The organism is Kribbella catacumbae DSM 19601, assembly GCF_000372465.1.
GTDB lineage: Bacteria > Actinomycetota > Actinomycetes > Propionibacteriales > Kribbellaceae > Kribbella > Kribbella catacumbae.
On record NZ_AQUZ01000005.1, the window covers coordinates 160,722 to 185,645 of the forward strand.

Below are 24,924 nucleotides of genomic sequence, written 5' to 3' on the forward strand. Positions count from 1 at the left end.
TCGGGCGTTAGGCGGGCGGCTTGAGTGCGGCGTCGGCTGCGGCTTCTACGTGCTCCCGTGCCGCCGCAGTCGCTGCGGCACGGTCACCGGCGGCGATAGCGTCCACCACGCGGATGTGTTCTTTCCAGGAGTGCGGAGCGCGCTGCGCCGCGCCGAGGCGGAAGACCCAATGGACGTGGTGGTACATGGCCGCCGACAGCGACGCCAGCCAGCGGTTGCCGCTGATCTCGGTGACTGCGAGGTGCAACGCACTGTTCAGTTCGGCGACTTGATCGAAGTCCTGAGCCTCAGTGGCGGCACTCGCGTCCTCAAGCAGCTGCCGCAACCGCGCAACATCCTCCTCGGTCGCCCGCTCGGCAGCCAGCCCAGCAGCGAGCGTCTCAAGCCTCTCCCGTACTGCGAACAGATCCCGGATCGCCGTCTCGTCAAGCGTCGCCACGACCGCACCACGGCGGGGCAGGATCTGCACGAACCCTTCGGCCTCGACCACCCGCAACGCCTCCCGGACCGGGTTGCGCGACACTCCGAAGTCGTCGGCCAGCCTGTTCTCGGTCAGCCGCTCGCCCTGCGCGTAGTCACCGTCGACGATCCGCCGGCGCAGCTCGGCCAGCACCTGGTCCCTGAGCGCGAGATGGTCACCGCCGATTGTCCGCGCGTGATCCCCGTACCGCTGATCCACCCCGAGCTCCCCTCATGGCCTGCCATGGTTCCGCAGCACCCTACCCGCCACGTGGGCTCCAGGGCCGCAACCAGACCGCTGGGAAGTCAGTTGCCCGGATGGATCGGGGTTGGTTACCTTGCTGCCTTGTCTACAACAATCACGGCCCTGGCCGATCCCGACTACCGCCCGTTCAGCCGCAGGCTCGCCTGGCTGGCGTCCGACGCGGACGGCAACCCCTCCGGATCGGCGTACCTGACGCTGCACAACAAGCCGAGTCAGGCGGATCTGGCCGAGCTCGAGCTCGCGGTTCACCCGGCCGAGCGGCGCCAGGGCATCGGCTCGCGGCTTCTCGCTGAGGTCGCGGACGCGGCTCGCGCCAACGAGGCCCGGGTCCTGCTGGCCGATGCACGAGTCGGCTCCCCTGGCGATCACTTCCTGGCGCAGCGCGGTTTCACCGTAGGCCTCACGTTGGTCTTCACCAGGTTGCCGCTCGCGGAGGTCGACAGCGCAGTACTGGCTGCAGTGGTGGAGGCCGAGCATCCTGGCTACCGGCTGGTGTCGTGGCGAGGCGTGGTGCCGGATGAGTTCGGGCAGACGTTTACCGATGCACGGTCCGCGATGGATGACGCGCCGGTCGGCGAGATCGACTACGGGCCCGATGTGTGGGATCTCGACCGCACGAAGGCCGCTGCCCTGCGGATCGAGCAGCGCGGCGAGCACCTCATGACGATCGCCGCGGTCGATGACGCCAATGGACGCATCGTCGGGTTCACCGAACTCGTCGTACCGGCCGACGGCAAAGGCGACGCCCAGCACTTCGGCACGGCCGTCCTCAAGGACCACCGCGGCCACGGCCTGGCCCGCTGGCTGAAGGCCGAGTCGATCCGCCAGGCCCACGACCGCTTCCCGGACCTAGGCGGCCTCCTCACCGACATGGTCGACACCAACACCGCCATGCGCCACGTGAACACCAGCATCGGCTACCACCCCACCCACGAAACCCGCCGCTACAAGCTCACCCTCTGAGCCATCCCGCGATGTTGCGGACCGCCACCACTATCAAACCTCGCCGGGAACCGATTGCCGCCGGCGTGTCGGGGTCCTGGCGCGGGGTTTGATAGTGGTGGCGGTCCGGCCAGCCTCAGATCAGACCGGCCAGGCGGTAGAGCACCAGTGAGCCCGCGACCGCGACGTTGAGGCTTGCCCCGCTGCCCAGCATCGGGATCTCCACCACGACGTCGAGCTGGTCGATCGCCTCCGGCGGGATGCCGGTGCGCTCGTGACCCATTACTGCGATCGTCCGGTTCCGCTCGGGTTGGTGAGAGGCGTGGGCCGGTCGCTCGACCTTGGGCACGGGCCAGGCATCTCAAGGCGGGTTGGGTGCCTGGCCGGTGCACAAGGTGGCTGAGGCGGGCGACCTTGGGCACGGTCTGGGCGCGGTCCAGCGGGTTGGGTGGCTGGGCGGTGCTCAAGGTCGGCGGGTGCGAGTACGCCGTACGCGGGCGCCTGCGGCTCGGGTTGGTGAGAGGCGTGGGCCGGTCGCCTGACGCGTGAAGGAAATTGGTCATGGAGCGGCAAATTTCCTTCACGCGATGGGGTTGACAGCCCTCAGCTCCCGAGGATCTTGAGTACTGCGGCGGTGGTGATGGGGTGGTAGCCGGGGCGGGCTTTGCTGAAGAGGTGGGTGGCGAAGTCATGGCCGGGTTGGGTGGTCGCCAGGGCCTTGTAGACGGGGAGGATCAATTTCATGCGGCCCACTCGGGTCAGGAAGTCAGCCAGTTCCTCGTACGCCGGGGTGTAGGCGCTGGCGGCAACTATCGAGTACCAGCGACGGGCGATCTCGCCGTTCGCGGTACCGGTGAGGGCGTACTCGCGATCCAGTTGCTGCAGCTGGGCAGCGGTCAATACGTCGGGCGCGGCGTCCAGGAAGCGGAGCCACTCCTGCGTCGTCCAGTGCTTGGCGCCGTCGGGCAGCTCGCCGGTGGTCAGCCAGCGCTCGCGCAACTCGTCGACGACCTCGAAGCGAGCAGAGACCGCTCTCTCGGCGAAGGCGGGGATGCCTGGTTCGGCCAGCCAGGCAGCGACCTCCGCCTCCGTGACCGTGCCCGGGTGCTTGTCCAGCAACTGCTCCTGCAGGTGCCGGACGAAGTCTTCCGAGTTGATGCTCCGGAACGCGAACCGGTCGAAGTACCCGCGCAGGAAGGGATCGAAGGTCTCGCGCGTGAACCGCTCCTCCAGCCACGACAGAAACCAAGCGCCCTTGAGCGGCCCCAGCCCACTCGTGCCGTGGTACTGCGACCGGTGGTTGAGTCCAGGCAACTCGACCGCCTGCTCAGCCGGCGAGAGCGGGTCCAGTTTGATCACAGTCGCGTGCTGCTTGATCGCGGTCTCCATCACGGCCAGTTCGTTGCCGTAGACAGCTTCCACGATCCGGTTCTCGACGTACGACGTGAAGCCCTCGTTGAGCCAGATGTCGTCCCAGCTGTCCTGCGTGACAAGGTTTCCGGACCAGCTGTGCGCCAACTCGTGCGCCACGACGCTGACCAGCGACTTGTCGCCGATCACCACGGTCGGGGTGGCGAACGTCATCCGCGGGTTCTCCATCCCGCCGTACGGGAAGGACGGCGGCAGCACGAGGATGTCGTAGCGCCCCCACCGGTACGGACCGAAGAGCGCCTCGGTGACCCGCATCATCTCCTCGGTGTCGCAGAACTCGGTCGCGGCGCGCTTGGCCATCTCCGGCTCGGCCCAGACACCCGAGTGCTCCCCGATCGGCTCGAACACCAGGTCGCCGGCCGCGATGGCCAGCAGGTAGGACGGAATCGGCTCCGGCATCACCACGTCGAATGAACCCGTACGGCGGGACGCGGTGCCGTTGTCGGCGCTCATCAGCACCATCAGCTCGGGCGGAGCCGTCACGTGCGCGGCGTAGCTGAACCGCACGCCAGGGGTGTCCTGCACGGGGACCCAGCTCCGGGCGTGGATCGCCTGGGACTGGCTGAACATGAACGGCATCATGCCGCCGGCGGTCATCGACGGCTCGAGCCACTGCAGCCCGGTCGCCGTCGGAGCGGTCCGGTAGCTCACCCGCACCCGCTCGTGCCCCCTGGTCCGCACGGTCAGCGCCGAGCCCAGCTCGTTGTCGGACACCGCAAGGCTGTACTCCAGCGGCACCCACTCGTCGCCGTCGGCCGCGCCCTCCACGGCCAGGATCGTCAGATCCCGCGTATCGAGCACCAACCGGTCGCCGGGGCCACTCCAGGCGAGCGTGTGGGTGGCCGTCCCGGCCAGCACTTTGGCGTCGAAATCCAGGTCGAGCGCCAGCTCGAGATGGGTGGTGCGGACCAACGCCGGTTCGGCGTAGGAGTGGCGGTCGTGGCTCACAGAGGCTCCCGAGGCAGAATGTCGTTCGCAGGACAGTACCCATGCAATGGCACGATGACGCGGCCAATTAGGGCCACGGGCAGCACCGTGCCAAAACCGGCACAGGCAGTAAGGCTGCCCTATGAACCAGCAGACTGGGGGCGTGATGCAGCAGGGACGACCGGAGCTGGCACTGCAGCGCAGGCCGTTCGGATCGTGGCTGCTCGGCCCGGCCGACCAGGGCCCGCGGCAGCTGCGGATCCGCACTCAGCTACTGCTCACCTTCTTCTCGGTCGGCACGAACATCATCGGCGCGTCGGTCGTCTTCGTGCTCACCGTGTTCGTGCTGCCTGGCCCGCCGTCCAACCACGAGCTCCAGTTGGTCCGGACGATCGTCTTCCCAGGCTACTTCCTGCTGGCGGTGCTGGTCGGCGCGGTCTGGAGCACCCGGTACGCCGTCCGCAAGTTGGCCTGGATGCTCGAGGACCGGCCGACCACGCGCAAGGAGCAGATCGTCACGCTGCGACTTCCGTTGCGGTTGACAATGATCGAGATGTTCCTCTGGCTGCTGGCGACCGTGCTGTTCGGCGTGCTCGCCTTGATCTTCCAGCCGGACAACCTGCTCCGGATCCTGATCACCACCTTCGACGGCGGCGTCGTCACCTGTACGGCGTCGTACCTGTTGACCGAGTTCGCGCTCCGGCCGATCGCCGCCAGAGCGCTTGCTGACCAGGCACCACCCAAGCGGTTGCTGGCGGCCGGGTTGAAGGCGCGGACGGTGTTCTTCTGGGCGGTGGGTTCGGCCGTGCCTGTCGTCGGTCTGATGCTGACCGCCACCCTCGCCCTGATCGAGAAGGACGTCTCAGCGACCCGGCTGTCGGTGATCATCCTTGCCCTAGGCACCGTTGTGCTCGTGTGCGGCTGGATTCTGACGGTGTTGTCGGCGAAGTCGGTGGTGGCGCCGGTTCGCTCGGTGCGCAACGCGCTCGCGGTGATCGGCGACGGGGAGCTGAACGTCAGGATCCCGGTCTTCGACGGCACCGAGCTGGGCTCGCTCCAGTCCGGCTTCAACCGGATGGCCGCCGGATTGCGCGAGCGGGAGCGGATCCGCGACCTGTTCGGCCGGTACGTCGGTCCTGACGTCGTCCGGGAGGCCTTGGCCAGCGACTCTCTCGGCGGCGAGGAACGGTTCGTCGCGGTGCTCTTCGTCGATCTCGTCGGGTCCACCGAGCTGGCCGCGGTTCGGCCGCCGACCGAGGTCGTTCAGTTGCTGAACAGGTTCTTCGAACTCGTCGTCGACGAGGTGGATCGCCATGGCGGCTTCGTGAACAAGTTCGCCGGCGACGCCGTACTGGCCGTCTTCGGCGCACCAGCCGAACTGCCCGATCCAGCAGGGAGCGCTCTCCAGGCAGGCCGGGCGCTGGCCCGCCGGCTGGCCGATGAGTTGCCCGAGGCAACGGCTGGCATCGGAGTCACCGCCGGTACGGTCGTTGCGGGCACGGTCGGAGACATCCGCCGGCACGAGTACACCGTGATCGGCGACCCGGTGAACGAGGCGGCCCGGCTGACCGAGCTCGCCAAAGCCGTCCCGGGCAGGCTTCTCGCCTCGATGACCGCCGTCGGCGAGTCCGCCCCCGCCGAAGCCTCGCACTGGAAGGCGGGCGAAGAGGTCACCGTCCGGGGACGCAACCGCCCCACCCAGCTAGCGATTCCCGCCTAGATAGTCGTGCAGTTTCGCCGAGCCGTCGATCATGGCCCGGGTTCGGCGGTCATGCGCCGCACGTCTTTCTGCGACAGCAGCCTTCAACGCCTCAGCACTGCCGGTCTGGCGCAGTCCGTCCAGCACCGGCCGGATCTGGTCGAACCCGTACCGCCCGCGCCGCAGCATGGCGATGATCCGCGCATCCCGCACCTGCACAGGCCCATACCGCCGGTACTTCGTCCCTTGCTCGCGCAACGGCATGAGCAATTCCGCCGACTCCCAAACCCGCAGCGTCGACGTCCGTACGCCGAGCTGGGCCGCCAACTCCCCCACCAGCAAAGGCGGGCCACTCAACGCCGGCACACCATCGAGGAACTCCTCAGCCGCCGCACCCAGCGCCTCGCTCGCGGCATCCGTGGCCAGCCGCTGCTCGTGCAACTCCGCGTGGCTGGCATCGATCAGCCGGAACGCCAGCGCGTCGTCGCCGTCGTGCACAGCACACATGATCGAGGTCGCGGTCTCCCGGCCAAATCCGGGCGCCAGCGTGCGATATGTGAGCAACGCCTGCAGGTGCACCTCGGCGTACTGCCGATAGCCCGACTCGGACCGCGGTACTTCGGGCAGGATGCCGACATCCTCGTAGTTGCGGACCAACTGGGTCGAGATGCCCGCCCGCCTGGCCAGGTCGACCGGTCGCAATCCCACGGTCGGCGCTTTCAGCGGCCGCCGGCGACGTCGACCATCGAGCCGGTCATGTAGGACGAACGCTCCGAGGCGAGGAAGACGATCAGCTCGGCGACCTCGTCCGCCTTGCCCGGGCGACCCAGTGGCGGCGTACCGCCGATCCGCTCGAGCCGGCCCTCCTCGTGGATGTCGGTCTCGATCAGGCCGGGCCTGATGCCGAGCACCCGGATGCCTTCCTTGGCGACCTCGTTCGCCAGGCCGATCGTCATCGTGTCGACGGCCGCCTTGCTGCTCGCGTAGTCGACGTACTCGTTGGCCGAACCGAGCACAGCGCCCCGCGAGGACACGTTGATGATGACTCCCCCGCTGCCGCCGGACGCGGTCGACATCCGCCGGACCGCGGCACCCGCGACCAGGAACGCGCCGATCGTGTTGATCCGGAACACCCGCTCCAGCCGCGCCAGGTCGTAGTCGGCGACGCGGCCCGATGGCGTGACGATGCCGGCATTGTTGACCACGGCACCGATCGTCCCGAGCTCGGCGGTCACCGCGTCGAAGAGCCGCTCGATCTGGTCGGGCTCAGCGACATCGGCCTGGACGGCGTACGCCCGCCGGCCGAGCTTCTCGCACGTGGCGACCACCTGGTCAGCCTCGTCCGATCGGGTGCGGTAGCTGACTCCGACATCCCAGCCGTCCGTCGCCAGCGCAACCGCTGCCGCCGCGCCGATCCCGCGGCTTCCACCAGTGACCAAGGCGGTTCCCCGCCGATCTTCGTGCTTCGTCATGAGGCCAGCCTTTCACGCTTTGGCGGGAGGCCTCGAGACGAACAGCTGGACCTCGTTGTCGCCGAACCCCAGCGAGCGATAGATCCGGATCGCGAGATAGTCAGGATCGGCGACCATCACCAGCGTGTGCGCCCCGAGCTCATCGAACCCGTACCGCGAAGCGCGGTGCACGAGCGTGCTCGCGATTCCCCGGCCGCGGTCGTCCGGATGCGTCTGCACGGTCTGGAAGCGCGCGACCCCCGAGCCATCCGAGGCGAGCCCGAGCGACGCCTGCAGCCGATCCCCGTCGAAGGCACCGAACCACTTCGCGTCGCCGGCTTCGCAGAGCGCCCGCTCCGCTTCGACGCGGCGCCGGTTGAACTCGCGATACCCGTCGTCGACCTCCATCGTTGCCGACGTCAACGTCAGGTCGACCAGCTGCTCCCAATCGCCGTCACTGGTCAGGAACCGGTACTGCGAGGTGTCGTTCGGCCGGGCCGGTTCATGGACCTCGGTCGCCGTCATCACCGTGCTGCGCTCGACCTCGAGACTGGCCGCCTTGAGCTCGTCCTCACTGCCGGCCAGGCCGTCTGTCGTGTCGAGGCCCATTGAGCGATGAGCCGCGTCGGGGAACTCGCGACGGAAGATCTCCTCTCGCGCCACGGCGTCACCCGGCGCGAATGGCGTACGGAACAGCAGGTAGTTGCCCCACCAGAAGGTCGGGTTGGACGGAGTACGAACGACGACGTACTCCCCCTGGTCGGTCAGCTCGCTGCCGCTCATCTCGAGCAACATCAGATCCGTCCGGTAACCGAGGCTGGTGATGGCGATGTCCACCTCACCATCCTCGCCGGGCCGTCAAGACGATTTGCTGGTCCGACACGGCGCACTAGTGCCCGGGCACTAGGCAGGTCAGGCCGCTGGCTCTAGGTGGCGGTCTTCGCGGATCCCTAGCGTCGATGGTGTGCCCCTTCCGAAGGTTGTCCGCTGGTCGTCGGCCCTCCTCGCCATGCTCGTTCTCGCGCTGGTGCCGGCCGCGCAGGCGCAGGCGCATGGCGTCAGCGCGACTGCGGACCTGCAGCTCGCGCAGACGTTTGCTGGCAACGAGCTCACGGTCGTCATCCGCCGGACTCCCGAGGTACCAGGCCCGCTGCTGGTGGACGTGATCGCGCACGCCCCGGTGAGAGCGCGCTCTCTGGAGCTCGGCGTCCGCAGTGTCGAGCTGGGTGCGTTGTCGGCGGGTGAGATCGCGCTCTCCGACGCTGGGATTCAGTCCGCGCAACTCCGGGTGACTGCCGCCGGGATACACGAGCTGACACTTCGGACCGGCTCAGAGCAGGCACTGATTCCCTTCCGCGTGCTCGTGCCGAAGCCCGCGGGTTGGGAGTTCTTCATCTATGGCGCCTTCGGCGTCGCGGGCCTGCTGATCCTGACGGGAATCGCCTCTACAACGATCGGCGTACTGCGGCCGTTCGCCGTGCCGCAGGCACTGCTCGTCCTGGTCGCGTTGGTGGCCGCCTCGACGACCGCGATGCTTTCCAAGGATCTTCCGCCCTCCACACCCGAGGGTGCGCCTGAGGTAGGCAGCGCTCGGGGCGACCCGACGGACGGATCAGCGCCCGGCGGCCGGCCCTATGCCAACCTCACGCTGCGGACCGAGCCTGCGAAGCCAGTCACCGGCAAGCCCGTGACCATCACCCTGCTGCTGACCGACGGCAACACCGGGCGACCGGTCGACGATCTCGTCGCCCATCACGCGGCACTGCTGCACACCGTCATCACCGGCGAGGCAGGCAAGGACTTCCATCACGTGCACCCGGTTCGGACCGGCCCTGGCCTGTACCGGCTGCAACTCACAATGCGCTCGCCAGGTCGTCATCTCCTGTACGCCGAGTTCGAGCGCGCCGACAGCGGCGCCCAACTCGTCACCGGCTCCTTCGTCGTCGATCGCGCGCCAACTGGCCAGCCGAGGCGTGCCGCAGCGGCTCGGCGCGGCACCGGCCCGGCGCTGTCGGCTCCCGAGTACGGCACTGGGTCTATCCAGCTCTCACCGGGCAAGCCGGTCGCAGGCCGCCCAGTCACGATCGCCGCCCACGTCACCGCGGACGGGCGGCCGGCCACCGATCTCCAGCCGTGGCTCGGAATGGCCGGCCACCTGATCGTCCGCGATCCAGAGAGCGCTTTCTTCGGCCACGTCCACGAACTGACCTCGATGGCCGCACAGTCGAGGTCGCCGGACCAGCCACCGCCTGACGAGACCGTCGCCGCCGAAGGCCCGGAGCTCCGCTTCACCTTCACCTTCCCGGCCGCCGGCCGCTACCTGGTGTGGATCCAGTACGCCCGCGGCTTCCGGATCTACACCGTGCCGACCACCGTCACCGTGTCGAAAGGACAACCATGACCAGCAAAACCACAGCACCGCCACGCCGCCGTACGACGCTGCTGGTGCCGGGCCTCGCCCTGGCGGCGGTGGTTGCTGCCGGCATCTTCTTCGTCAACCGGGACAGGGCCGCCGAACCAGCCGTTCTCAGGGCCGGCTCGGCCGCGCACCAGGTCGAGGTGCATCTGGCCGAGCCGCGGACCGGCCAGCTCGATCTCGAGCTCACCGTCGCCGCGACCGGTGGTGACACGGCCGGAATCACCGGCGTGAGTGTCGAGGCAGCGATGCCCAGCATGGGCCATGCGACCTCGGAGCTCCCCGGGACGGCCGTCGGTTCCGGCCGCTACCGGTTCCACGGCGAGCTGTTCCCGATGACCGGCCAGTGGGACCTGACCGTGCACGTCGCCTCAGTCGGCGGTCCCGACCAGATCACCCTCCCCGTCACCGTGACGCGATGAAAGGACCTTCCATGACCCGGACCTCAGCCAGCTCGTCGCGTGTACTGCCCAGGCGCGAACAGCTCGGCGCCTGGTTCCTCCTGACCGGCACAGCCCTTAGCGGCCTCGGCCTGGTCTGGGACGTGCAATGGCATTCCGACGTCGGCCCGGACACGTTCTTCACCGCTCCCCATCTGGTGATGTACCTCGGTGGAGCGCTCTCCGGCATCACCTCGCTCATCGTCGTGCTGCTCGGGACGCGAGCCGCGCAGCGTCCGCAGTACGTGGACGGCGCTCCGGCGCTCACCGTGCTCGGGACGTTCCGGGCGCCGCTGCCGTTTCTCGTCTGCGGGACCGCGGGCGCCATCGGACTGCTCTACGGCCTCACCGACCTGTGGTGGCACGAGGTCTTCGGCTTCGACGTCACGCCGACCTCGCCACCGCACGTCGCGATGGCGCTGATGTCGCTGTTCGACACCTTCGGCCTGGTGATGGCGTTCGTCATGCTGCGTTCGAGCCAGGCCGGGCGGATCGGCCTGATCTGCTCGGCCGCTGTCGCCCTCCCCAACCTGCTCTTCCTGTCCTACTCGACGCCGCCGATCCGAGGCATCAACATGTTCGTCCTCGCGCTCGTCGCCTTCGGCGTCCTGCTCGTCACGGCTGTGGCCGGTGCGCTGCGGCGCCCGTCCGCGGTGGCCTGGATCGCGCTCAGCACCTCGGCCGTCACGGCGGTGATGTGGTACTTCGGGCCGGTGGCGACCAACGTCTACGCTGACGCGCTCGGTCTGGGAATGCGCGACTACGCGGCGGGCTATCCGGCGATGGCGATCACCATGCCCTTCGCACTGCCCGTTGCAGCCCTCGTCCTCGCGGTCGGCTTCCGGTACGCCGCCGCCCGCAACTACCGGCCACAGGTGGTGCTCCCCGCGCTCGGTGCGGCAGCCGGTGTCTTGGTTGCCCTTGGCTACGTACTGATCCCCGTTCTGGACACTCCTCCGGCAACGCTGGCGCCGGCGGCTCTGGTCGGAGCGCTGGCGGCCTGGATCGGCTGGCAGCTCGGATCTCTCGGACGAGAGATCAGCGCAGACGTCACCCTGCCATCCGGTACCTCGGCGCCCCAGCCCACTCCCCACCTACTCGGCACGGAGGTCTGACCGATGCCCAAAGCAACCATTCTGGCCGTCGCGGCGCTCGCTCTGCTCTTCGGCGTTTCCACCGCTCCGGCCGCGGCCGCGGCACCGAAGCCTGTTGCCGTGGTGCACTCCGAGGTGATCCAGGTCGGTCCCTACACGCTGCGGACCTCCTTCAGCGAATGGCCTCTGCGAGCCGACCGTTCACTCGACTTCCTGTTCGAGCCGGCCAACGGCATCACCTCGATGACGGGCACGGTCCGCCCGCTCTCACCGGCCGGCAAGGTGTTCCAGCCGCAGGCTCAGTCGACCTCGGAGGGCACGGACCTCGCTCGCCACCCGCGCGACCTGGCCAGCTGGGGCTTCGACATCGTGGCCTTGACTGCCCCCGGGACCTGGCGGTTCGAGTTCACCCTCGACGGGCCCGACGGGCGCGGTACCGGCGTACTCGAGATCCCTGTGGGCGAACGGCCTGGACCGCCTGGCGCACTAGCCTGGTCGGTAGCCCTGCTGCCACTGGCGGCCGTCGTACCGATCGGGGGTTATCTGTGGTGGAGGACCAGGCCAGGGCGCCGGCGCGAGACCTGGACATGGGCCTGATCCAACGCCTCGCCGCGCGAATCCGGGCGGGCATCCTGCCGGTGGACCAGGGCAACCACCTGGTGACCGCCTCCCTCCCGCTGCTGATCGCGGTGACGCTGTTCCAGAGCACGGACGGCAATGGCTGGGTCGGCCTCGGCTCGGGGATCGCCCAGAGCCTGGCGCTCAGCTGGGGCCGGCGTCAGCCCGTACCGACCGTGCTGGCCGTCATCCTGATCGACCTGGCGGGACTCGCCCTGGGTGCGGAGCTGCTCGGCTTCGGCGTGATCATCTCCGGGTACTACGCGGCCGCCTGGGGCAACCGGTGGGAACGCAAGACAGCGCTCTCTCTCGGACTGGCCTTCGCCTTGTATGTCGGCCTTTTCGCACCTGGGCACGCTCTCTCGATCGGGGCGATCCTAGGCGCCGGGTTCCTCGCCTTCTGGGTCAGCGGCCGCTTCGAGGCCACTCAGCGCGGGCGGATCAGCGAGCTCAGCGAGCAGACCGACCGGCTCGCCGAGGAACGTGCCGCCGCAGAGCAACGCGCCGCGGACCGGGAGCGCGCTCTCCTGGCTCGCGAGCTGCACGACATCCTCAACCACTCCGTCACCGGGATGGTGCTTGATGCCGAAGCGGGCGCGGAGACTGGGACTGAGGCCGACGCCCGGGAGACGCTGCACCGGGTCGCCGACACCGGCCGCGACTCCCTGGCCGAGCTCCGCCGGCTTCTCGGCGTACTGCGAACCAGTGCTCCCGACGAGCTCCGCCCACCCCCGAGCCTGGAGCAGGTGGATGAGCTGGTGGCCCAGATTCCCTCCGGCGGGCCGACCGTGACCGTTGACCGGCACGGGGTGGTCCGGCCGGGCGACACGAGCATCGAGCTTGCGGCGTACCGGGTCGTGCAGGAGTCACTGACCAACGTCGCGAAGCACGCGGGCGCAGTACCGGCGACCGTCCGGTTGACCTACCTCGCTGACAGTCTGGAGATCGTTGTGACCAACGAGTTGCCACGGTCGAACCGTCGAAGTGCGGTCGTGCATGGTACCGGTCTGGTCGGGCTGCGGGAACGGGTCGAACTGCTCGGCGGCAGCCTGCACGCCGGTACGTCGGAAGCCGGCGGATTCACCGTGTACGCCATGCTGCCGCTGCGTCCGAGGTCCTTGGATGACTGAGGGTTTTGGCCGGACGGTGCGCGTCGTCGTCTGCGACGACGAGCAGCTCTTGCGCGAGGCACTGAGCCGGCTGGTCGACGTGGCGCCGGACCTGACCGTCGTCGGGCTGGCGGGAAACGGCGCAGAGGCCCTGGAGGCTGTCGCGCGACATTCGCCGGACGTCGTCCTGATGGATATCCGGATGCCGGTCCTCGACGGCATCGAGGCGACCAGGCGGATCGTCCGCGGCCACCCCCGGACGCGCATCCTGATCCTGACCACCTACGACCTCGACAGCTACGTGTACGCCGCGCTGCAGGCCGGCGCCAGCGGTTTCCTGCTGAAGGACGCACCGAGCGAGCGGCTCCGTGACGGCATCCGCATCGTTGCTGCCGGCAACTCTGTACTGGCGCCCGAGGCAACGGCCCGGATGATCGAGGCGCTCCGCCCCGACCTGCCCGACGAGGCCGACCGGGTCCTGCTCACCGCGATCACCAACCTGACCGGCCGCGAGCGCGAGGTCTTCGATCTGGTCGCCACCGGCCTGTCCAACCAGCAGATTGCCGAACGGCTCACCATCAGCCGCTACACCGTCAAGGTCCACGTCTCCAGCATGCTGGCCAAGCTCGGCCTGCCGGACCGGATCCAGGCTGTTCTCGCGCTCTCCCGCCTTCGTCCACACCTGTAGCTCTCCCCCGCCTTCGTCCACACCTGTAGCTTTCCCCGCCTTCGTCGGCACGTGGATTGACATGCAGCTAATCGGCTGCCTATGGTCATTAGGTAGCCAAATGGCTGCATGAACGGAGCGGTGATGGATGACGAGGTGTTCCGGGCGCTGGCCGACCCGAGTCGCCGGCAGCTGCTGGACAGCTTGAACCGGCGCAACGGTCAGACGCTGAGTGAGCTGTGCGAGGGGCTCGACATGGCCCGGCAGTCGGTCAGCAAGCACCTGGCCGTCCTCGAGGGCGCCAACCTCGTCACCACGGTCCGGCGCGGCAGGGAGAAGTTGCACCACCTGAACGCCGAGCCGATCAACGCCATCGCCGATCGCTGGATCAACCAATACGACCGCCGGCGGGTGCAGTTGTTCGCCGACCTGAAGACAGCATTGGAGACCGAACCCGTGAGCGACAACGACTTCGTCTACACGACCTACATCAAGACCACGCCCGAGCGGCTGTGGCAGGCACTCACCGACCCCACTTTCACCAAGCAGTACTGGGGTGTGCAGTTCGAAACCGACTGGAAGGTCGGCTCACCGATCGACTGGGTGATGGGCGACGTCACCATGTCCGGGCCCGGCCAGGAGGTGCTCGAGTACGACCCGTACCGCCGGCTCGCGTTCACCTGGCACCACATCACCCCGGAGTTCGCCAAGGCGGTCGAGATGACTCCCGAAATCCAGGCCAAGACCGCTGCCGAACCGCTCTCGCGGGCGAGCTTCGACCTCGAGCCGGCCGGCGACCAGGTGAAGCTGACCGTGATCCACACCGGGTTCGAGCCCGGCAGCGAGCTCCGCGCAATGGTCGGCGAAGGCTGGATCAGCCTGATCTCCGACCTCAAGTCCTTCGCGGAGTCCGCCCCAGAGCTGAACCCAGCCGAGAAGGTCAGCTAGCTTGCGGTCAGGGTCGTCGGTGGATAAGTAGTGGCAGTACCGCGGCCGCGCCGGACTCCCGGAGCTTGGCGCTGGCCACGGTGATCGGCCACTGGGAAGACGACGCGTCGACTACCAGCAATACTGACCGTTCGGTGATCGCCTGGGCGGTCGCCGGGTCGACGGAGACGCCCTCTCGCCAGACTTTGGCTTCCTCTGCCGAGGAGAGGTCGTCGGTGAAGGCGGAGCCGTCGACCGTCAGCTCGGCTCGCTCCAGCCGGCCGATCTCGGCCAGGTGGTTGGCCACCTCGGCCACCAGTTGGCGGTGACCGGCGGCCGGGAGGGTCACCACGACCTCGGGGCGGCGAGACCACGCGTCGCGCCAGCGGGAGAGCGCGGCGACGCACCCCACCTTCAAGGTGTCGAGGGCGGCTGGGTCCGGATCGGAGCTGAACACCGACCGGATGACCTCGCGCCACTCAGGTGCGTCCGCATAGACGATGCTGCGGCCCGGCTCGGCCATCAGGCCCGGTGGGATGCGGCCCTTCGCACCGAAGGCGCCGCCCGGCCACATCTTGCGGGGCTCCAGGACATGGGTCTCTCCACGCAGCAACCGCGTGATCGCCTGCACGGTTTCCGGATCGGGCCTCGCGGTCAACGGATCGGGCAACAGGCCCAGGCAGACCGAGCACCGGCCGCACCGCTCGGCGGACGGGTCGTCCAGAGACTCCTGGAGAAGTTGCATGAGGCAACGTTCGCCGCGGGTGTAAGCGCGCATGATGTCGGCCTCGCGCCGCCGTACCGCGACGATGCCGTCGTAGTGGGCCGCGTCGAAGCTCCAGTCCGTGGCGGTTCGCACCCAGCCGCGCTCCACTCGCTCGACGGCACCGTCGACCGCGAGCTGCTTGAGCATCAGCTCGACGCGGCCCCGACGCAGACCGGTCTCCGCCTCCAGCGATGGCACGGTCGCCGGCTCGTCCGGGCCGTAGGCCTCCAGCCCGCGCAGCAACCGGTTCACCTGGTCAGGCACCGGGATCGTGGCGGTGGCGAAGTAGTCCCACACGCCGGCATCCGCATCGGACGGCAGCAGGGCCACCACCGCATGGTCGATGCCACGCCCGGCACGACCGACCTGCTGGTAGTACGACACCGGCGACGGCGGCGAGCCGACGTGCACGACGAATCCGAGGTCAGGCTTGTCGTATCCCATCCCGAGAGCCGACGTCGCGACCAATGCCTTCAACTCGTTGCCCCGCAGGGCGTCCTCGAGCCGCTCGCGCTCCCCCGCCTCTAGACCACCCGTGTACGCCGCGACTGGGACCGCCGCGCCATGAACCTCTTGAATCGCCGCGGCCAGCCGCTGCGCATCAGACACAGTCAACGTGTAGACGATGCCCGAGCCCGGCAACTTCGGCAGCTGGTCGACCACCCAAGCGAATCGGTCCAACGGCGACAACGCGTCGACCACGGACAGCTGCAGACTCGACCGGGCCAGCGGACCACGCAGTACCAGCGTGGACTCGCCCAGCTGGTGCGCCACGTCATCGGTCACTCGCGCGTTCGCCGTCGCGGTCGTCGCGAGCACGGGCGTCTGTGGGTTGAGCTTCTGCAGTACGTCGGACACGCGACGGTAGTCCGGCCGGAAGTCGTGACCCCAGTCCGAGACGGCATGCGCCTCGTCGATCACCAGCAGACCGATCTGCCCGGCCAGTCCATCCAGCACTCGCCGGCCGAAGCCCGGGTTGGCCAGCCGCTCCGGGGACACCAGTAGTACGTCGATCGCGCCCGAGCGCAAGTCGCTCTCGATCCCTGACCAGGCATCGACATTCGACGAGTTCAGTGTCGCCGCCCGCAGACCGGCCCGGGCGGCGGCGGCCACCTGGTCGCGCATCAACGACAGCAAGGGTGAGACCACCAACGTCGGCCCGGCGCCTTCGGATCTACGAATCGCAGTCGCCGCCCAGTAGACAGCCGACTTGCCCCAGCCGGTCGCCTGGACAACCAGCACTCGCGCATTCGGCTCGCACAGCGCCGCGACCGCAGTCTCCTGGTCGCCCCGCAGCCGCGCGCCATCGCCGGCGATCGCGCGAATCACTCCCGCGGCAGTCGTCGCCCGATCATCCGAAAGCTCGATGTCACCCATACCAACGACCCTAGTCGCCAGCACCCCCACTCCGTTCGCCCCCACACACAACCTGTGGACAACTCACCCCTCCCACCCCGCGCAGTTCAGCAATCCCCCCACCGTGCACTCCGCTCCGCCGCCGTAGGGGTTCACCCCTCATGCCGGGCTTCGCCCTTCGTACGGGGCTTCGCCCTTCGTGCCGGGCTTCGCCCTTCGTGCCGGGCTTCGCCCTTCGTGCCGGGCTTCGCCCTTCGTGCCGGGCTTCGCCCTTCGTGCCGGGCTTCGCCCTTCGTGCGGGGCTTCGCCCTTCGTGCGGGGCTTCGCCCTTCGTGCGGGGCTTCGCCCTTCGTGCGGGGCTTCGCCCTTCGTGCGGGGCTTCGCCCCCTGCCCCACCAACAGGCGAACCCCACAAGGAGGAGCCAACCCCACGGCCGAGACGCGAAGCACGCACAGCCGCGACGCCAGCCAAACTCGTGGCCGAGGCACCCCAGCGTGTACTTCGCCCCTCCTACGGGGCTTCGCCCTTTGTCAAAACAGGGGGCGAACCCCACAAGGAGGAGCTAACCCCACGGCCGAGACGCGAAGCACGCACAGCCGCGACGCCAGCCGAACTCGTGGTCGAGGCACCCCAGAGCGTGTACTTCGCCCCTCTTGTGGGGCTTCGCCCATTGTCAGAACAGGGGGCTAACCCCTGCAGGAGGGGCGAACCCCACGGAGGAGATGCGGAGTACGCACATTGCGAGCGCGGGCGGTGCGGAAGTGGGTGGGTGTGTGTGTGGGTGGCGCAGGGTGGGTGCCGGGTTAGCGGCAGTTGCCCGGGTGGCAGGGGTTGCCGGCGGGGTCTACCAGGCGTTGGGGGCCGGGGCCTTTGGTTGCGAGGACGTCGTACGGGTTGGCTAGGCCGCAGCGGTCGAGGGAGAGGCAGCCGCAGCCGACGCAGTCCTTGAAGTCGTCGCGGAGCTGCTCCAGTTGCACGATCCGCCGGTCGAGCTCGGTCTGCCAGCACTGCGAGATGTGTTCCCAGTCCTGTCTGGTCGGCGTCCGGTTGTCCGGCAGCAGGGCGAGGATCGCGGCCACCTCGCCGAGCGGGATGCCGACCCGCTGCGCGATCCGGATCATCGCTACCCGGCGCAGGGTGTCGCGCTTGTACCGGCGCTGGTTGCCCGACGTACGGCGGCTGATGATCAGGTTCTGCCGCTCGTAGAAGTGCAGCGCCGAGATCGCCACCCCGCTGCGCTCGGCCAGTTGCCCGACCGTCAGTTCGCCCGGTTCGATGTCCACTCGTCGTCCTCCCGCTCGAACCTCAACTAATGTCGAGGCTAGCCGAAGGATTCACGCCACAGGGACCCGGCGCCCGATACTCGCCGACATCAACGCAGCGCCCGCGCACAGTCCACCCGCGAGGTACCAGGCCAGGTTGTAACTCCCCTGGGCATCCCGGATCACTCCGGCGCCGGTGGCCGCAATCGCAGCGCCGATTTGGTGGGAAGCGAAGACCCAACCGAACACGATCGGCCCATCCACTCCGAACCACTCCCGGCACAGCGCCACCGTCGGCGGCACCGTCGCCACCCAGTCGAGCCCGTAGAAGATGATGAACACCCAGACGCTCGGCTCCGCGGTCGGGCCGAGCAGCGAGGGCAGTACAAGCAGTGACAGCCCCCGCAGCGAGTAGTACGCGATCAGCAGGTACCGCGGATCCCAGCGATCCGTCAGCCATCCCGACAGGATCGTGCCCGCCACGTCGAAGATCCCTACCAGAGCAAGCAGCGACGCCGCAGTCGTCGGCGGCATCCCGTGGTCGTGCGCGGCCGTCACGAAGTGCGTGCCAATCAACCCGTTCGTGGACGCACCACAGATCGCGAATCCCCCGGCCAGCAACCAGAACACAGGCTGATGCATTGCCGACCACAACGCAGTCAGAGCCCGTACTGCGCTGTTGCCGGTCGCCTCGACCCGCTGTCCCGCAGTACTCCCCTCGGGAGCGCCATAAGCCCTGAGCCCGACATCACTGGGGTAGTCGCGCAGGAACAGCAGCACCAGCGGTACTACGGCCAGCGCGGCGCCAGCCGCAACCAGCGCCGGCACCCGCCACCCGTACGACGTCGCCAGCCGAGCGATCAACGGCAAGAAGATCAGCTGCCCAGTCGCGCCGGCGGCGGTCAGGATGCCGGTGACCAGTCCACGGCGCTCCACGAACCAGCGTCCAGTGATCGTTGCGACGAACGTCATCGACATCGACCCGGTGCCGACGCCGACGAGCAGCCCCCAGCAGAGCAGCAGCTCCCAGGCCGAGTCCATGAAGACGGTGAGACCGCTGCCGAGCGCGATCAGGACCAGCGCGCCGCCGACGACTTTGCGCAGTCCGAGACGGTCCATCAGCGCCGCCGCGAACGGCGAGATCAGGCCGTACAGCAGCAGGTTGATCGACACCGCCGACGAGATCGTCGCGTGCGACCAGCCGAACTCCTCGTGCAGCGGATCGATCAGCACGCTCGGTACGGACCGGAAGCCCGCCGCGCCGATCAAGGTGATGAAACCGACGGCAGCGACGGGCCAGGCGCGATGCCAGCGGACCGTCTTCTTCTCCAGAATCTGTGTCACCAGGCGAGTTTGCCGGAGCTCCTGCCGACGAAACAGTGGCCAGACCGCCACCATGTGTCAAGATGTGGCCATGGCTCACCAAATCACCCCACACCGGGTCGCGGTGCTGGCCCTGGAGCCCGTCGTCGGCTTCGACCTCACCATCCCGCCGACCGTGCTCGGCGAAGCGACCACAGCGGACGGCACACGTCTGTACGACGTACGGATCTGTGGACTGCAGACAGCCCCGATCCGGGCCGGCCTGGGGTTCAGCTTGATCCCCGACCACGGCGTGGAGGCACTCGCGGAGGCCGACACGGTGATCATCCCGGGGACGTACATCAAGCAGCCGCGGTACGAAGGTAAGCTGCCGGACGACCTGGCCGCGGCACTCGCCACGATCCGGCCGGGCACCAGGATCGCGTCGATCTGCACCGGCGCCTTCGTGCTCGCCGCGGCCGGACTGCTCGACGGCCGGCCGGCGACGACACACTGGAAGCGTGCCGACATGTTCCGCGCGCTCTACCCGAAGGTCCAGCTCGACGAAGACCTGCTCTTCATCGACGATGGTGACATCATCACCTCGGCCGGGCTCGCGGCCGGCGTGGACCTCTGCCTGCACCTGATCCGCCGCGACTTCGGCAGCGAGGTCGCCAACCGCGCGGCCCGGCACTGCGTAGTACCGCCGTGGCGCGACGGTGGGCAGTCACAGTTCATCGAACGGGTCGTGCCGGACGAAGGCACCGAGGGCACCGCACCAACGCGGGCCTGGGCGCTCGAACGCCTGGAGCAGGAGATCACCCTCGGCGCGATGGCCGCGCGGTCCAGAATGAGCGTCCGGACCTTCAGCCGCCGCTTCAAAGCAGAGACCGGCCAGTCACCCGGCAACTGGCTCCTGCAGCAACGCGTCCGGCACGCTTGTCACCTGCTGGAGACGACCGGCCTCTCGATCGATCGCGTCGCCGAAGCGTCCGGCCTCGGCACGGCCGCCTCGCTGCGCCACCATCTCCGCAGCGAGGTCGGCATCCCTCCCCTTGCCTATCGCAAAACCTTCCGCAGCGCCTGAAGCATCAGACACTGAATCATCAAACAATGGCCAGCTCGTGCGGACGCTGGTTGAGCGACTCCACTCCGTCCTCGGTGACGACGACGATGTCCTCGATCCGGGCACCCCAGCGGCCCGGCTGGTAGATGCCCGGTTCGATGCTGAACGCCATGCCTGGCTCGAGAATCAGCTCGTTCCCGCCAACAATGTACGGCTCTTCGTGCACGTCGAGGCCGATCCCGTGTCCGGTCCTGTGGATAAAGAACTCACCGAAGCCTGCAGCCGCGATCACCTCGCGCGCCGCCGCGTCGATCGACTCCGCGCTGACGCCTGGCCGCACGGCGTCGACCGCTGCCTGCTGGGCCAATCGCAGTACCTCGTACGTCACCGCCACGTCGGCGTCGCGCGGTTCCCCGACGGCGTACGTCCTGGTGGAGTCCGAGTTGTAGCCCTCGGCGATCGGGCCGCCGATGTCGACCACCACCACGTCGCCTGACTCGATCACGCGGTCCGACAACGAGTGATGCGGACTGGCACCGTTCGGGCCACTGGCGACGATCACGAAGGCCGCTTCCGTATGTCCCTCCTCGACGATGGCCGCGGCGATATCCGCGCCGACCTCCGCCTCAGTCCGCCCGGCCCGCAGCCACTCTCCGACGCGCGCGTGCACCCGGTCGATCGCGGCCCCCGCCTTGCGCAGGGCATCGACCTCTGCCGCGTCCTTGCGCATCCGCAGCTCCCGCAGGATCGGTCCGGCGAGTACCTGCTCGGCCGCAGGCAAGGCCGCCCGCAGCGCGAGCACGTGCAGCGCCGGGGTGAAGTCGCTGACCGCGACGCGATCGGGTTTGCCGAGCCGCTCGGCGGCCACGGCGTACGGGTCGTCGCCGTCGGCCCAGGTGAGCACCTCGATGCCGAGCTCGCTGGTCGGTACGTCGGCGAATCCGGGCGCTTCGAGCTTGGGCACCACCAGCGCAGGCGGGCCGTCGGCGGGGATGACGAGGGTGGTCAGGCGCTCGAACGAACCGCCTTCGCGGCCGAGCAGAAAGCGCAGGTCGGAGCCCGGCGCGATCAGCAGGCCGGTACCGGCGGCGGCTTCCTTGGCGCGCGCCAACCGGGCACGCAGTACGGCGGAATCGGGCGCTGGCTGGTGCGAGGATCGACGTGACATGGGTCCGACTCTAGGTCAGTTTCAGAGACCGGGGTGGTGGGGTGGGGAAGGAATCAGAAACTGTCCGAGGCACTTGTTAGAACTGTGCCCTGCTGGATCGGCACTGCGAAAGGGCACCACGATGACGCTCCACCACGTCACTCACGGCGAGGGCACTCCGGTGCTCGCGTTGCACGGCTGGACTCCCGATCACCGCCTGATGACCGGCTGCCTCGAGCCGATCTTCGCGGCCCGCCCCGGGTACCGACGGCTCTACCCGGACCTGCCAGGGATGGGCCAGAGCCCAGCCGGAACGATCGACAGCTCGGACGGCATCATGGCCGCCCTCCGGGAGTACATCGATGCCGAGATCGGTGCGGAGCCCTTCGTCCTGATCGGTGAATCGTACGGCGGCTATCTGGCCCGCGGCCTGGTCGCCGAGCGGCCGGACCAGATCCTCGGCCTCGGACTGATCTGCCCGATCGGGCAGGCCCTGGATCATGCCGACCGGACCGTGCCCGACCACGTCGTGCTGGAGTCCGATCCAGCCGTGATCGCGACCCTGACGCCAGAGCAGGTCGAAGACTTCACCGGGATCGCCGTGCTGCAGACGGCGGAGATCCTCCGGCAGTACCAGGAGGACATCGAGCCGGGCCTGAACGCGGCAGATGTCGAGGCGATGGCCAGGATCCGCAAGAACTGGGCGCTCACGATCGCGCCGGAGAGTGGTCCGACCTACACCAGACCCTCCCTGATCCTCTGCGGCCGGCAGGATTCGAGCACCGGCTTCGAGGATCAGTACCCGCTGCTCCCGCATTACCCGCGCGCCTCGTACGTCGTACTGGACCGTGCCGGGCACAACCTCCAGCTCGAGCAACCCGCGCTGCTCGCGGCGCTGATCGGCGACTGGCTCACGCGGATCGCCCGGGAGACCGGACGAGACTCCCCAGAAACTCTGCCCAGTGCGGCTACCAGCCGGTAATGTCGAGGTATGGAGACTGGGAAGCGCCCGATCGGCTGGCCACTACTCGTCGCGTTGACCAACGGGCGGACCAGGATTCCTGACGACCGGCTGGCCGCTTTGGTGCGCGGCAAGGTCGTACTGGTGACGGGTTCGTCGTACGGGATCGGCGAGGCGACGGCCAAGCGGCTGGCGCGGGCCGGTGCGACGGTGCTGTTGCTGGCGCGGACCGCCGATCAGCTGGAGATCGTCGCCGAGGAGATCCGGGCCGACGGCGGGAAGGCGTTCACCTACCCGGCGAACCTGGCCGAGCCGGACTCGATCGAAGCTGTCGTCGCGAAGGTGCTGGCCGAGCACGGGCACGTCGACGTGCTGGTCAGCAACGCGGGCAAGTCGATCCGGCGGTCCATCGCGGACTCCTACCAGCGGTTCCACGACATCGAGCGGACGAACTCGGTGAACTACCTCGGCCCGGCCAAGCTCGTTCTCGAGCTGCTGCCGTCGATGCGCGAGCGCGGCTCCGGGCACATCGTGAACGTGTCGACGGCCGGAGTGCGGACTCCGCCGCTGGCGCGCTGGTCGGCGTACCTGGCATCGAAGACCGCCTTCGACATGTGGTTGAGGTGTGTCTCGCAAGAGGTACGCGACGACGGGGTGACGACCTCGACGGTCTACATGGGGCTGGTCCACACCCGGATGAGTTCGCCGACGCCAGAGCTGACCCGGATGCCCGGGTTGAGCCCGGAGCAGGCCGCCGATCAGGTCTGTGCGGCAGTGGCCGGCAAACCGCACAACATCACGCCACCACTGGTCCGGCCGGCCGATGCCTTGGGCAACCTTTTCCGGGTGCCGACCGACCGGCTGTTCGAGCAGTACTACCGGATGACGAACCGGCCGCGCAAGGATGACCAGTGATGACCGCGGCGGAAGCCGGCCGATGAGGCCACGGCGGCTGAGACCACGACCGATCGGGCCGATGCGACCGCCCGAGTGGCTGGTGCATGCCGCCGGTGAGGTCAGCGGAGTTTCCGTCGCATTGATCAAGTCGGGCGTCTGGCGCTCCGCGCGGCCGACCCACCTGGTTCCGATCGAGCGTGCGCTGCGGCAGTGGGGTCAGTCGATGGCAGCGCTCGGTGCGATCGCCGCGATTCGGTTCCCCGACCAGCCGGCGGTGATCGACGAGCGCGGCACGATCACGTACCAAGACCTGGATCGGCGGTGTTCGCGTGAAGCGGCCGGGTTGCATGCGCAGTACGGGATTGTTGCCGGGAGCAAGGTCGCGGTGCTGTGCCGGAACCACCGAGGGTTCCTGGAGGCGACGCTGGCGGCTTCACGGCTCGGAGCTGATGTGCTGTTCGTCAACACCGAGTTCGCTCTGCCCCAGCTCAAGGCCGTGCTGGAGCGACATCGACCAGACTTGCTGATCCATGACTCCGAGTTCGCTGAGGCAGCCGGAGAGATCCCCGCTGTGATTGCTTGGCCGGACGCGGACGGTGGTGCGGTGACGCTTGATCAGCTGGCCGAGAGTGAGGATCCGGAGGCGCCGCTGCCTGACAAACCCGGGCACATCACGATTCTCACGTCGGGGACCACGGGCGCTCCGAAGGCGGCGCCGCGCGCGCCGACCGCGTGGGGACTGGCCGGGCTGACCGCGAGCACGCTCAACCGGATCGGCTTGCGGGCCGGCGAGCCAATGGTGATCTGCCCGCCGCTGTTCCACGGCCTGGGGTTGCTCAACTCGATGCTCGCGCTGTTCCTCGGCTCGCCACTGGTGCTGGCCCGCTGGTACGACGCGGCGGCAGTGCTCGCCTCGGTCGACACCCATCGCGCCGGCTCGATCGTCGCAGTACCGGTCATGTTGCAGCGGTTGCTCGATGTCGGTCCGGCCGCGATTGCCGACCACGAGCTGCGCTCGCTCCGGGCGGTGATCTCCGGTGCCTCCGCGTTGGGGCCTGCGTTGGCGGAGCGGTTCATCGCCCAGTTCGGTCCGGTGCTTTGCGATGCCTACGGGTCCAGCGAGATCGGCATCGCGACCATCGCCACCTCCGCTGACCTGATCGCGGCACCTGGCACCGTCGGGCGGCCTTGTCTCGGATCCTCGGTTCGGATCCTTGGTGATGACGACCAACCCGTCGCGACCGGTGTCACCGGCCGAATCTTCGCGGGCGGCGGCCTCGTCTTCGGCGGCTACTCGGACGGCAGCAGCAAGACCACGGTCGATGGCCGGATGAGCACCGGCGACCTCGGGCACCTCGACGCGGCCGGCCGCCTGTTCGTCGACGGCCGCGAGGACGACATGATCGTGTCGGGTGGCGAAAACGTGTACCCGGTCGAGGTCGAGGACTGCTTGATGAGCCACCCGGGCGTCGTCGAGGCAGTGGTGGTCGGCGTACCGGACGAGGAATTCGGTCAGCGGCTGGTCGCATACGTAGTACCGGCCGGCCCTGCTCCAGGCACAGTCACCGAGGACGAGCTGATCGAGCACGTCCGCACCAACCTCGCCCGCTACAAGACCCCACGCAAGATAGTCCTGGTGCAGGACCTCCCCCGCAACGCCACCGGAAAAGTCCTCCGCTCCAAACTCACCAACCCCTGACTCCCCCACCACGACGCCTACC

Annotated in this window: 23 protein-coding genes; 13 read left to right on the forward strand and 10 right to left on the reverse strand. The window is 68.5% G+C overall.

What is annotated here, in order from left to right:
* Positions 1-7 precede the first annotated feature (7 nt).
* A complete protein-coding gene (locus A3ES_RS0107595; protein WP_020386194.1) occupies positions 8-679 on the reverse strand; it encodes a GntR family transcriptional regulator in 672 nt (223 codons plus the stop codon).
* A gap of 126 nt (positions 680-805) precedes the next feature.
* Here A3ES_RS0107595 and A3ES_RS0107600 point away from each other — a divergent pair, with 126 nt between their 5' ends.
* On the forward strand, positions 806-1,687 hold the full coding sequence (locus A3ES_RS0107600; protein ID WP_020386195.1) for a GNAT family N-acetyltransferase: 882 nt from the start codon (positions 806-808) through the stop codon (positions 1,685-1,687).
* Between the two features lie 115 nt (positions 1,688-1,802).
* Here A3ES_RS0107600 and A3ES_RS46520 read toward each other — a convergent pair whose 3' ends face one another.
* Both A3ES_RS46520 and A3ES_RS46525 read right to left on the reverse strand, forming a co-directional pair.
* Entirely contained in the window at positions 1,803-2,015 is a 213-nt protein-coding gene (locus A3ES_RS46520; protein ID WP_272944599.1) for a TrmH family RNA methyltransferase, read from the reverse strand.
* Positions 2,016-2,269: 254 nt separating this feature from the next.
* Complete coding sequence (locus tag A3ES_RS46525) at positions 2,270-4,045, reverse strand: M1 family metallopeptidase (protein ID WP_020386197.1); 1,776 nt, start codon at positions 4,043-4,045, stop codon at positions 2,270-2,272.
* Between the two features lie 121 nt (positions 4,046-4,166).
* Between A3ES_RS46525 and A3ES_RS0107615 the strand changes: the two genes are divergently transcribed.
* On the forward strand, positions 4,167-5,744 hold the full coding sequence (locus tag A3ES_RS0107615; protein WP_237744879.1) for an adenylate/guanylate cyclase domain-containing protein: 1,578 nt from the start codon (positions 4,167-4,169) through the stop codon (positions 5,742-5,744).
* Here the strand turns inward: A3ES_RS0107615 and A3ES_RS0107620 are convergent.
* Genes A3ES_RS0107620 through A3ES_RS0107630 form a run of 3 tightly spaced genes read right to left on the reverse strand, consistent with a single transcriptional unit; the run spans position 5,727 to position 8,011 of the window.
* Positions 5,727-6,431, reverse strand: a complete 705-nt coding sequence (locus A3ES_RS0107620) for a MerR family transcriptional regulator (RefSeq protein ID WP_020386199.1) — start codon at positions 6,429-6,431, stop codon at positions 5,727-5,729. The genes A3ES_RS0107615 and A3ES_RS0107620 overlap by 18 nt on opposite strands.
* Positions 6,432-6,442: 11 nt before the next feature.
* Positions 6,443-7,195 (reverse strand): SDR family oxidoreductase, encoded by a 753-nt coding sequence (locus tag A3ES_RS0107625; RefSeq protein WP_020386200.1) that lies wholly within the window; start codon positions 7,193-7,195, stop codon positions 6,443-6,445.
* 12 nt (positions 7,196-7,207) lie between these two features.
* Positions 7,208-8,011, reverse strand: a complete 804-nt coding sequence (locus A3ES_RS0107630) for a GNAT family N-acetyltransferase (protein WP_020386201.1) — start codon at positions 8,009-8,011, stop codon at positions 7,208-7,210.
* A gap of 127 nt (positions 8,012-8,138) precedes the next feature.
* On the opposite strand from A3ES_RS0107630, the gene A3ES_RS0107635 reads away from it, so the two are divergent.
* The 7 genes from A3ES_RS0107635 (at position 8,139) to A3ES_RS0107665 (ending at position 14,466) form a co-directional block, all read left to right on the forward strand.
* The gene (locus tag A3ES_RS0107635) at positions 8,139-9,575 is read left to right on the forward strand and encodes a hypothetical protein (RefSeq protein ID WP_020386202.1); all 1,437 of its coding nucleotides are present in this window, start codon (positions 8,139-8,141) and stop codon (positions 9,573-9,575) included.
* Complete coding sequence (locus A3ES_RS51070) at positions 9,572-10,012, forward strand: FixH family protein (RefSeq protein ID WP_020386203.1); 441 nt, start codon at positions 9,572-9,574, stop codon at positions 10,010-10,012. The genes A3ES_RS0107635 and A3ES_RS51070 overlap by 4 nt, the downstream gene beginning before the upstream one ends.
* An 11-nt stretch (positions 10,013-10,023) precedes the next feature.
* Positions 10,024-11,145, forward strand: a complete 1,122-nt coding sequence (locus tag A3ES_RS46535; RefSeq protein ID WP_020386204.1) for a hypothetical protein — start codon at positions 10,024-10,026, stop codon at positions 11,143-11,145.
* Between the two features lie 3 nt (positions 11,146-11,148).
* The gene (locus A3ES_RS0107650; protein ID WP_020386205.1) at positions 11,149-11,721 is read left to right on the forward strand and encodes a hypothetical protein; all 573 of its coding nucleotides are present in this window, start codon (positions 11,149-11,151) and stop codon (positions 11,719-11,721) included.
* Positions 11,673-12,872 carry a sensor histidine kinase gene (locus A3ES_RS51075; RefSeq protein ID WP_157630380.1) on the forward strand — a complete coding sequence of 400 codons (1,200 nt, stop codon included), beginning with the start codon at positions 11,673-11,675 and terminating at the stop codon, positions 12,870-12,872. The genes A3ES_RS0107650 and A3ES_RS51075 overlap by 49 nt, the downstream gene beginning before the upstream one ends.
* A complete protein-coding gene (locus A3ES_RS0107660; RefSeq protein WP_040454194.1) occupies positions 12,865-13,539 on the forward strand; it encodes a response regulator in 675 nt (224 codons plus the stop codon). Before A3ES_RS51075 ends, A3ES_RS0107660 begins: the two co-directional genes overlap by 8 nt.
* Before the next feature lie 123 nt (positions 13,540-13,662).
* Positions 13,663-14,466 (forward strand): ArsR/SmtB family transcription factor, encoded by an 804-nt coding sequence (locus A3ES_RS0107665; protein WP_020386208.1) that lies wholly within the window; start codon positions 13,663-13,665, stop codon positions 14,464-14,466.
* A 7-nt stretch (positions 14,467-14,473) separates the two neighbouring features.
* Here A3ES_RS0107665 and A3ES_RS0107670 read toward each other — a convergent pair whose 3' ends face one another.
* The 3 genes from A3ES_RS0107670 to A3ES_RS0107680 form a co-directional block, all read right to left on the reverse strand.
* Positions 14,474-16,588, reverse strand: coding sequence for a RecQ family ATP-dependent DNA helicase (locus tag A3ES_RS0107670; protein WP_020386209.1), 2,115 nt, complete (start codon positions 16,586-16,588; stop codon positions 14,474-14,476).
* A gap of 783 nt (positions 16,589-17,371) precedes the next feature.
* Positions 17,372-17,851: a redox-sensitive transcriptional activator SoxR gene (gene soxR, locus A3ES_RS0107675; RefSeq protein WP_020386210.1), complete on the reverse strand. Its 480-nt coding sequence runs from the start codon at positions 17,849-17,851 to the stop codon at positions 17,372-17,374.
* A gap of 51 nt (positions 17,852-17,902) precedes the next feature.
* Positions 17,903-19,174, reverse strand: a complete 1,272-nt coding sequence (locus tag A3ES_RS0107680) for an MFS transporter (RefSeq protein ID WP_237744880.1) — start codon at positions 19,172-19,174, stop codon at positions 17,903-17,905.
* Between the two features lie 70 nt (positions 19,175-19,244).
* Here A3ES_RS0107680 and A3ES_RS0107685 point away from each other — a divergent pair, with 70 nt between their 5' ends.
* On the forward strand, positions 19,245-20,219 hold the full coding sequence (locus tag A3ES_RS0107685; protein ID WP_020386212.1) for a GlxA family transcriptional regulator: 975 nt from the start codon (positions 19,245-19,247) through the stop codon (positions 20,217-20,219).
* A gap of 19 nt (positions 20,220-20,238) precedes the next feature.
* Here the strand turns inward: A3ES_RS0107685 and A3ES_RS0107690 are convergent, their stop codons facing one another.
* On the reverse strand, positions 20,239-21,366 hold the full coding sequence (locus A3ES_RS0107690; protein WP_026162647.1) for a M24 family metallopeptidase: 1,128 nt from the start codon (positions 21,364-21,366) through the stop codon (positions 20,239-20,241).
* 121 nt (positions 21,367-21,487) lie between these two features.
* Here A3ES_RS0107690 and A3ES_RS0107695 point away from each other — a divergent pair, with 121 nt between their 5' ends.
* The 3 genes from A3ES_RS0107695 to A3ES_RS0107705 all read left to right on the forward strand — a co-directional run bounded on the left by A3ES_RS0107695 (position 21,488) and on the right by A3ES_RS0107705 (position 24,902).
* Positions 21,488-22,327 carry an alpha/beta fold hydrolase gene (locus A3ES_RS0107695; RefSeq protein ID WP_020386214.1) on the forward strand — a complete coding sequence of 280 codons (840 nt, stop codon included), beginning with the start codon at positions 21,488-21,490 and terminating at the stop codon, positions 22,325-22,327.
* Positions 22,328-22,336: 9 nt separating this feature from the next.
* The gene (locus tag A3ES_RS0107700; protein ID WP_020386215.1) at positions 22,337-23,221 is read left to right on the forward strand and encodes an SDR family NAD(P)-dependent oxidoreductase; all 885 of its coding nucleotides are present in this window, start codon (positions 22,337-22,339) and stop codon (positions 23,219-23,221) included.
* A 61-nt stretch (positions 23,222-23,282) separates the two neighbouring features.
* Positions 23,283-24,902 carry an AMP-binding protein gene (locus A3ES_RS0107705; RefSeq protein WP_020386216.1) on the forward strand — a complete coding sequence of 540 codons (1,620 nt, stop codon included), beginning with the start codon at positions 23,283-23,285 and terminating at the stop codon, positions 24,900-24,902.
* Positions 24,903-24,924 lie beyond the last annotated feature (22 nt).

Excerpts from the sequence above, each read along its gene's own strand:
- A3ES_RS0107705 (WP_020386216.1), top strand. The coding sequence starts at position 23,283 with ATGCGACCGCCCGAGTGGCTGGTGCATGCCGCCGGTGAGGTCAGCGGA.
- A3ES_RS0107685 (WP_020386212.1), top strand. The coding sequence starts at position 19,245 with ATGGCTCACCAAATCACCCCACACCGGGTCGCGGTGCTGGCCCTGGAG.
- A3ES_RS0107650 (WP_020386205.1), top strand. The coding sequence starts at position 11,149 with ATGCCCAAAGCAACCATTCTGGCCGTCGCGGCGCTCGCTCTGCTCTTC.
- A3ES_RS0107690 (WP_026162647.1), bottom strand. The coding sequence starts at position 21,366 with ATGTCACGTCGATCCTCGCACCAGCCAGCGCCCGATTCCGCCGTACTG.
- A3ES_RS0107700 (WP_020386215.1), top strand. The coding sequence starts at position 22,337 with ATGGAGACTGGGAAGCGCCCGATCGGCTGGCCACTACTCGTCGCGTTG.
- A3ES_RS0107615 (WP_237744879.1), top strand. The coding sequence starts at position 4,167 with ATGAACCAGCAGACTGGGGGCGTGATGCAGCAGGGACGACCGGAGCTG.
- A3ES_RS0107695 (WP_020386214.1), top strand. The coding sequence starts at position 21,488 with ATGACGCTCCACCACGTCACTCACGGCGAGGGCACTCCGGTGCTCGCG.
- A3ES_RS0107660 (WP_040454194.1), top strand. The coding sequence starts at position 12,865 with ATGACTGAGGGTTTTGGCCGGACGGTGCGCGTCGTCGTCTGCGACGAC.
- A3ES_RS0107625 (WP_020386200.1), bottom strand. The coding sequence starts at position 7,195 with ATGACGAAGCACGAAGATCGGCGGGGAACCGCCTTGGTCACTGGTGGA.
- A3ES_RS0107665 (WP_020386208.1), top strand. The coding sequence starts at position 13,663 with ATGGATGACGAGGTGTTCCGGGCGCTGGCCGACCCGAGTCGCCGGCAG.
- A3ES_RS0107670 (WP_020386209.1), bottom strand. The coding sequence starts at position 16,588 with ATGGGTGACATCGAGCTTTCGGATGATCGGGCGACGACTGCCGCGGGA.
- A3ES_RS46535 (WP_020386204.1), top strand. The coding sequence starts at position 10,024 with ATGACCCGGACCTCAGCCAGCTCGTCGCGTGTACTGCCCAGGCGCGAA.
- A3ES_RS51070 (WP_020386203.1), top strand. The coding sequence starts at position 9,572 with ATGACCAGCAAAACCACAGCACCGCCACGCCGCCGTACGACGCTGCTG.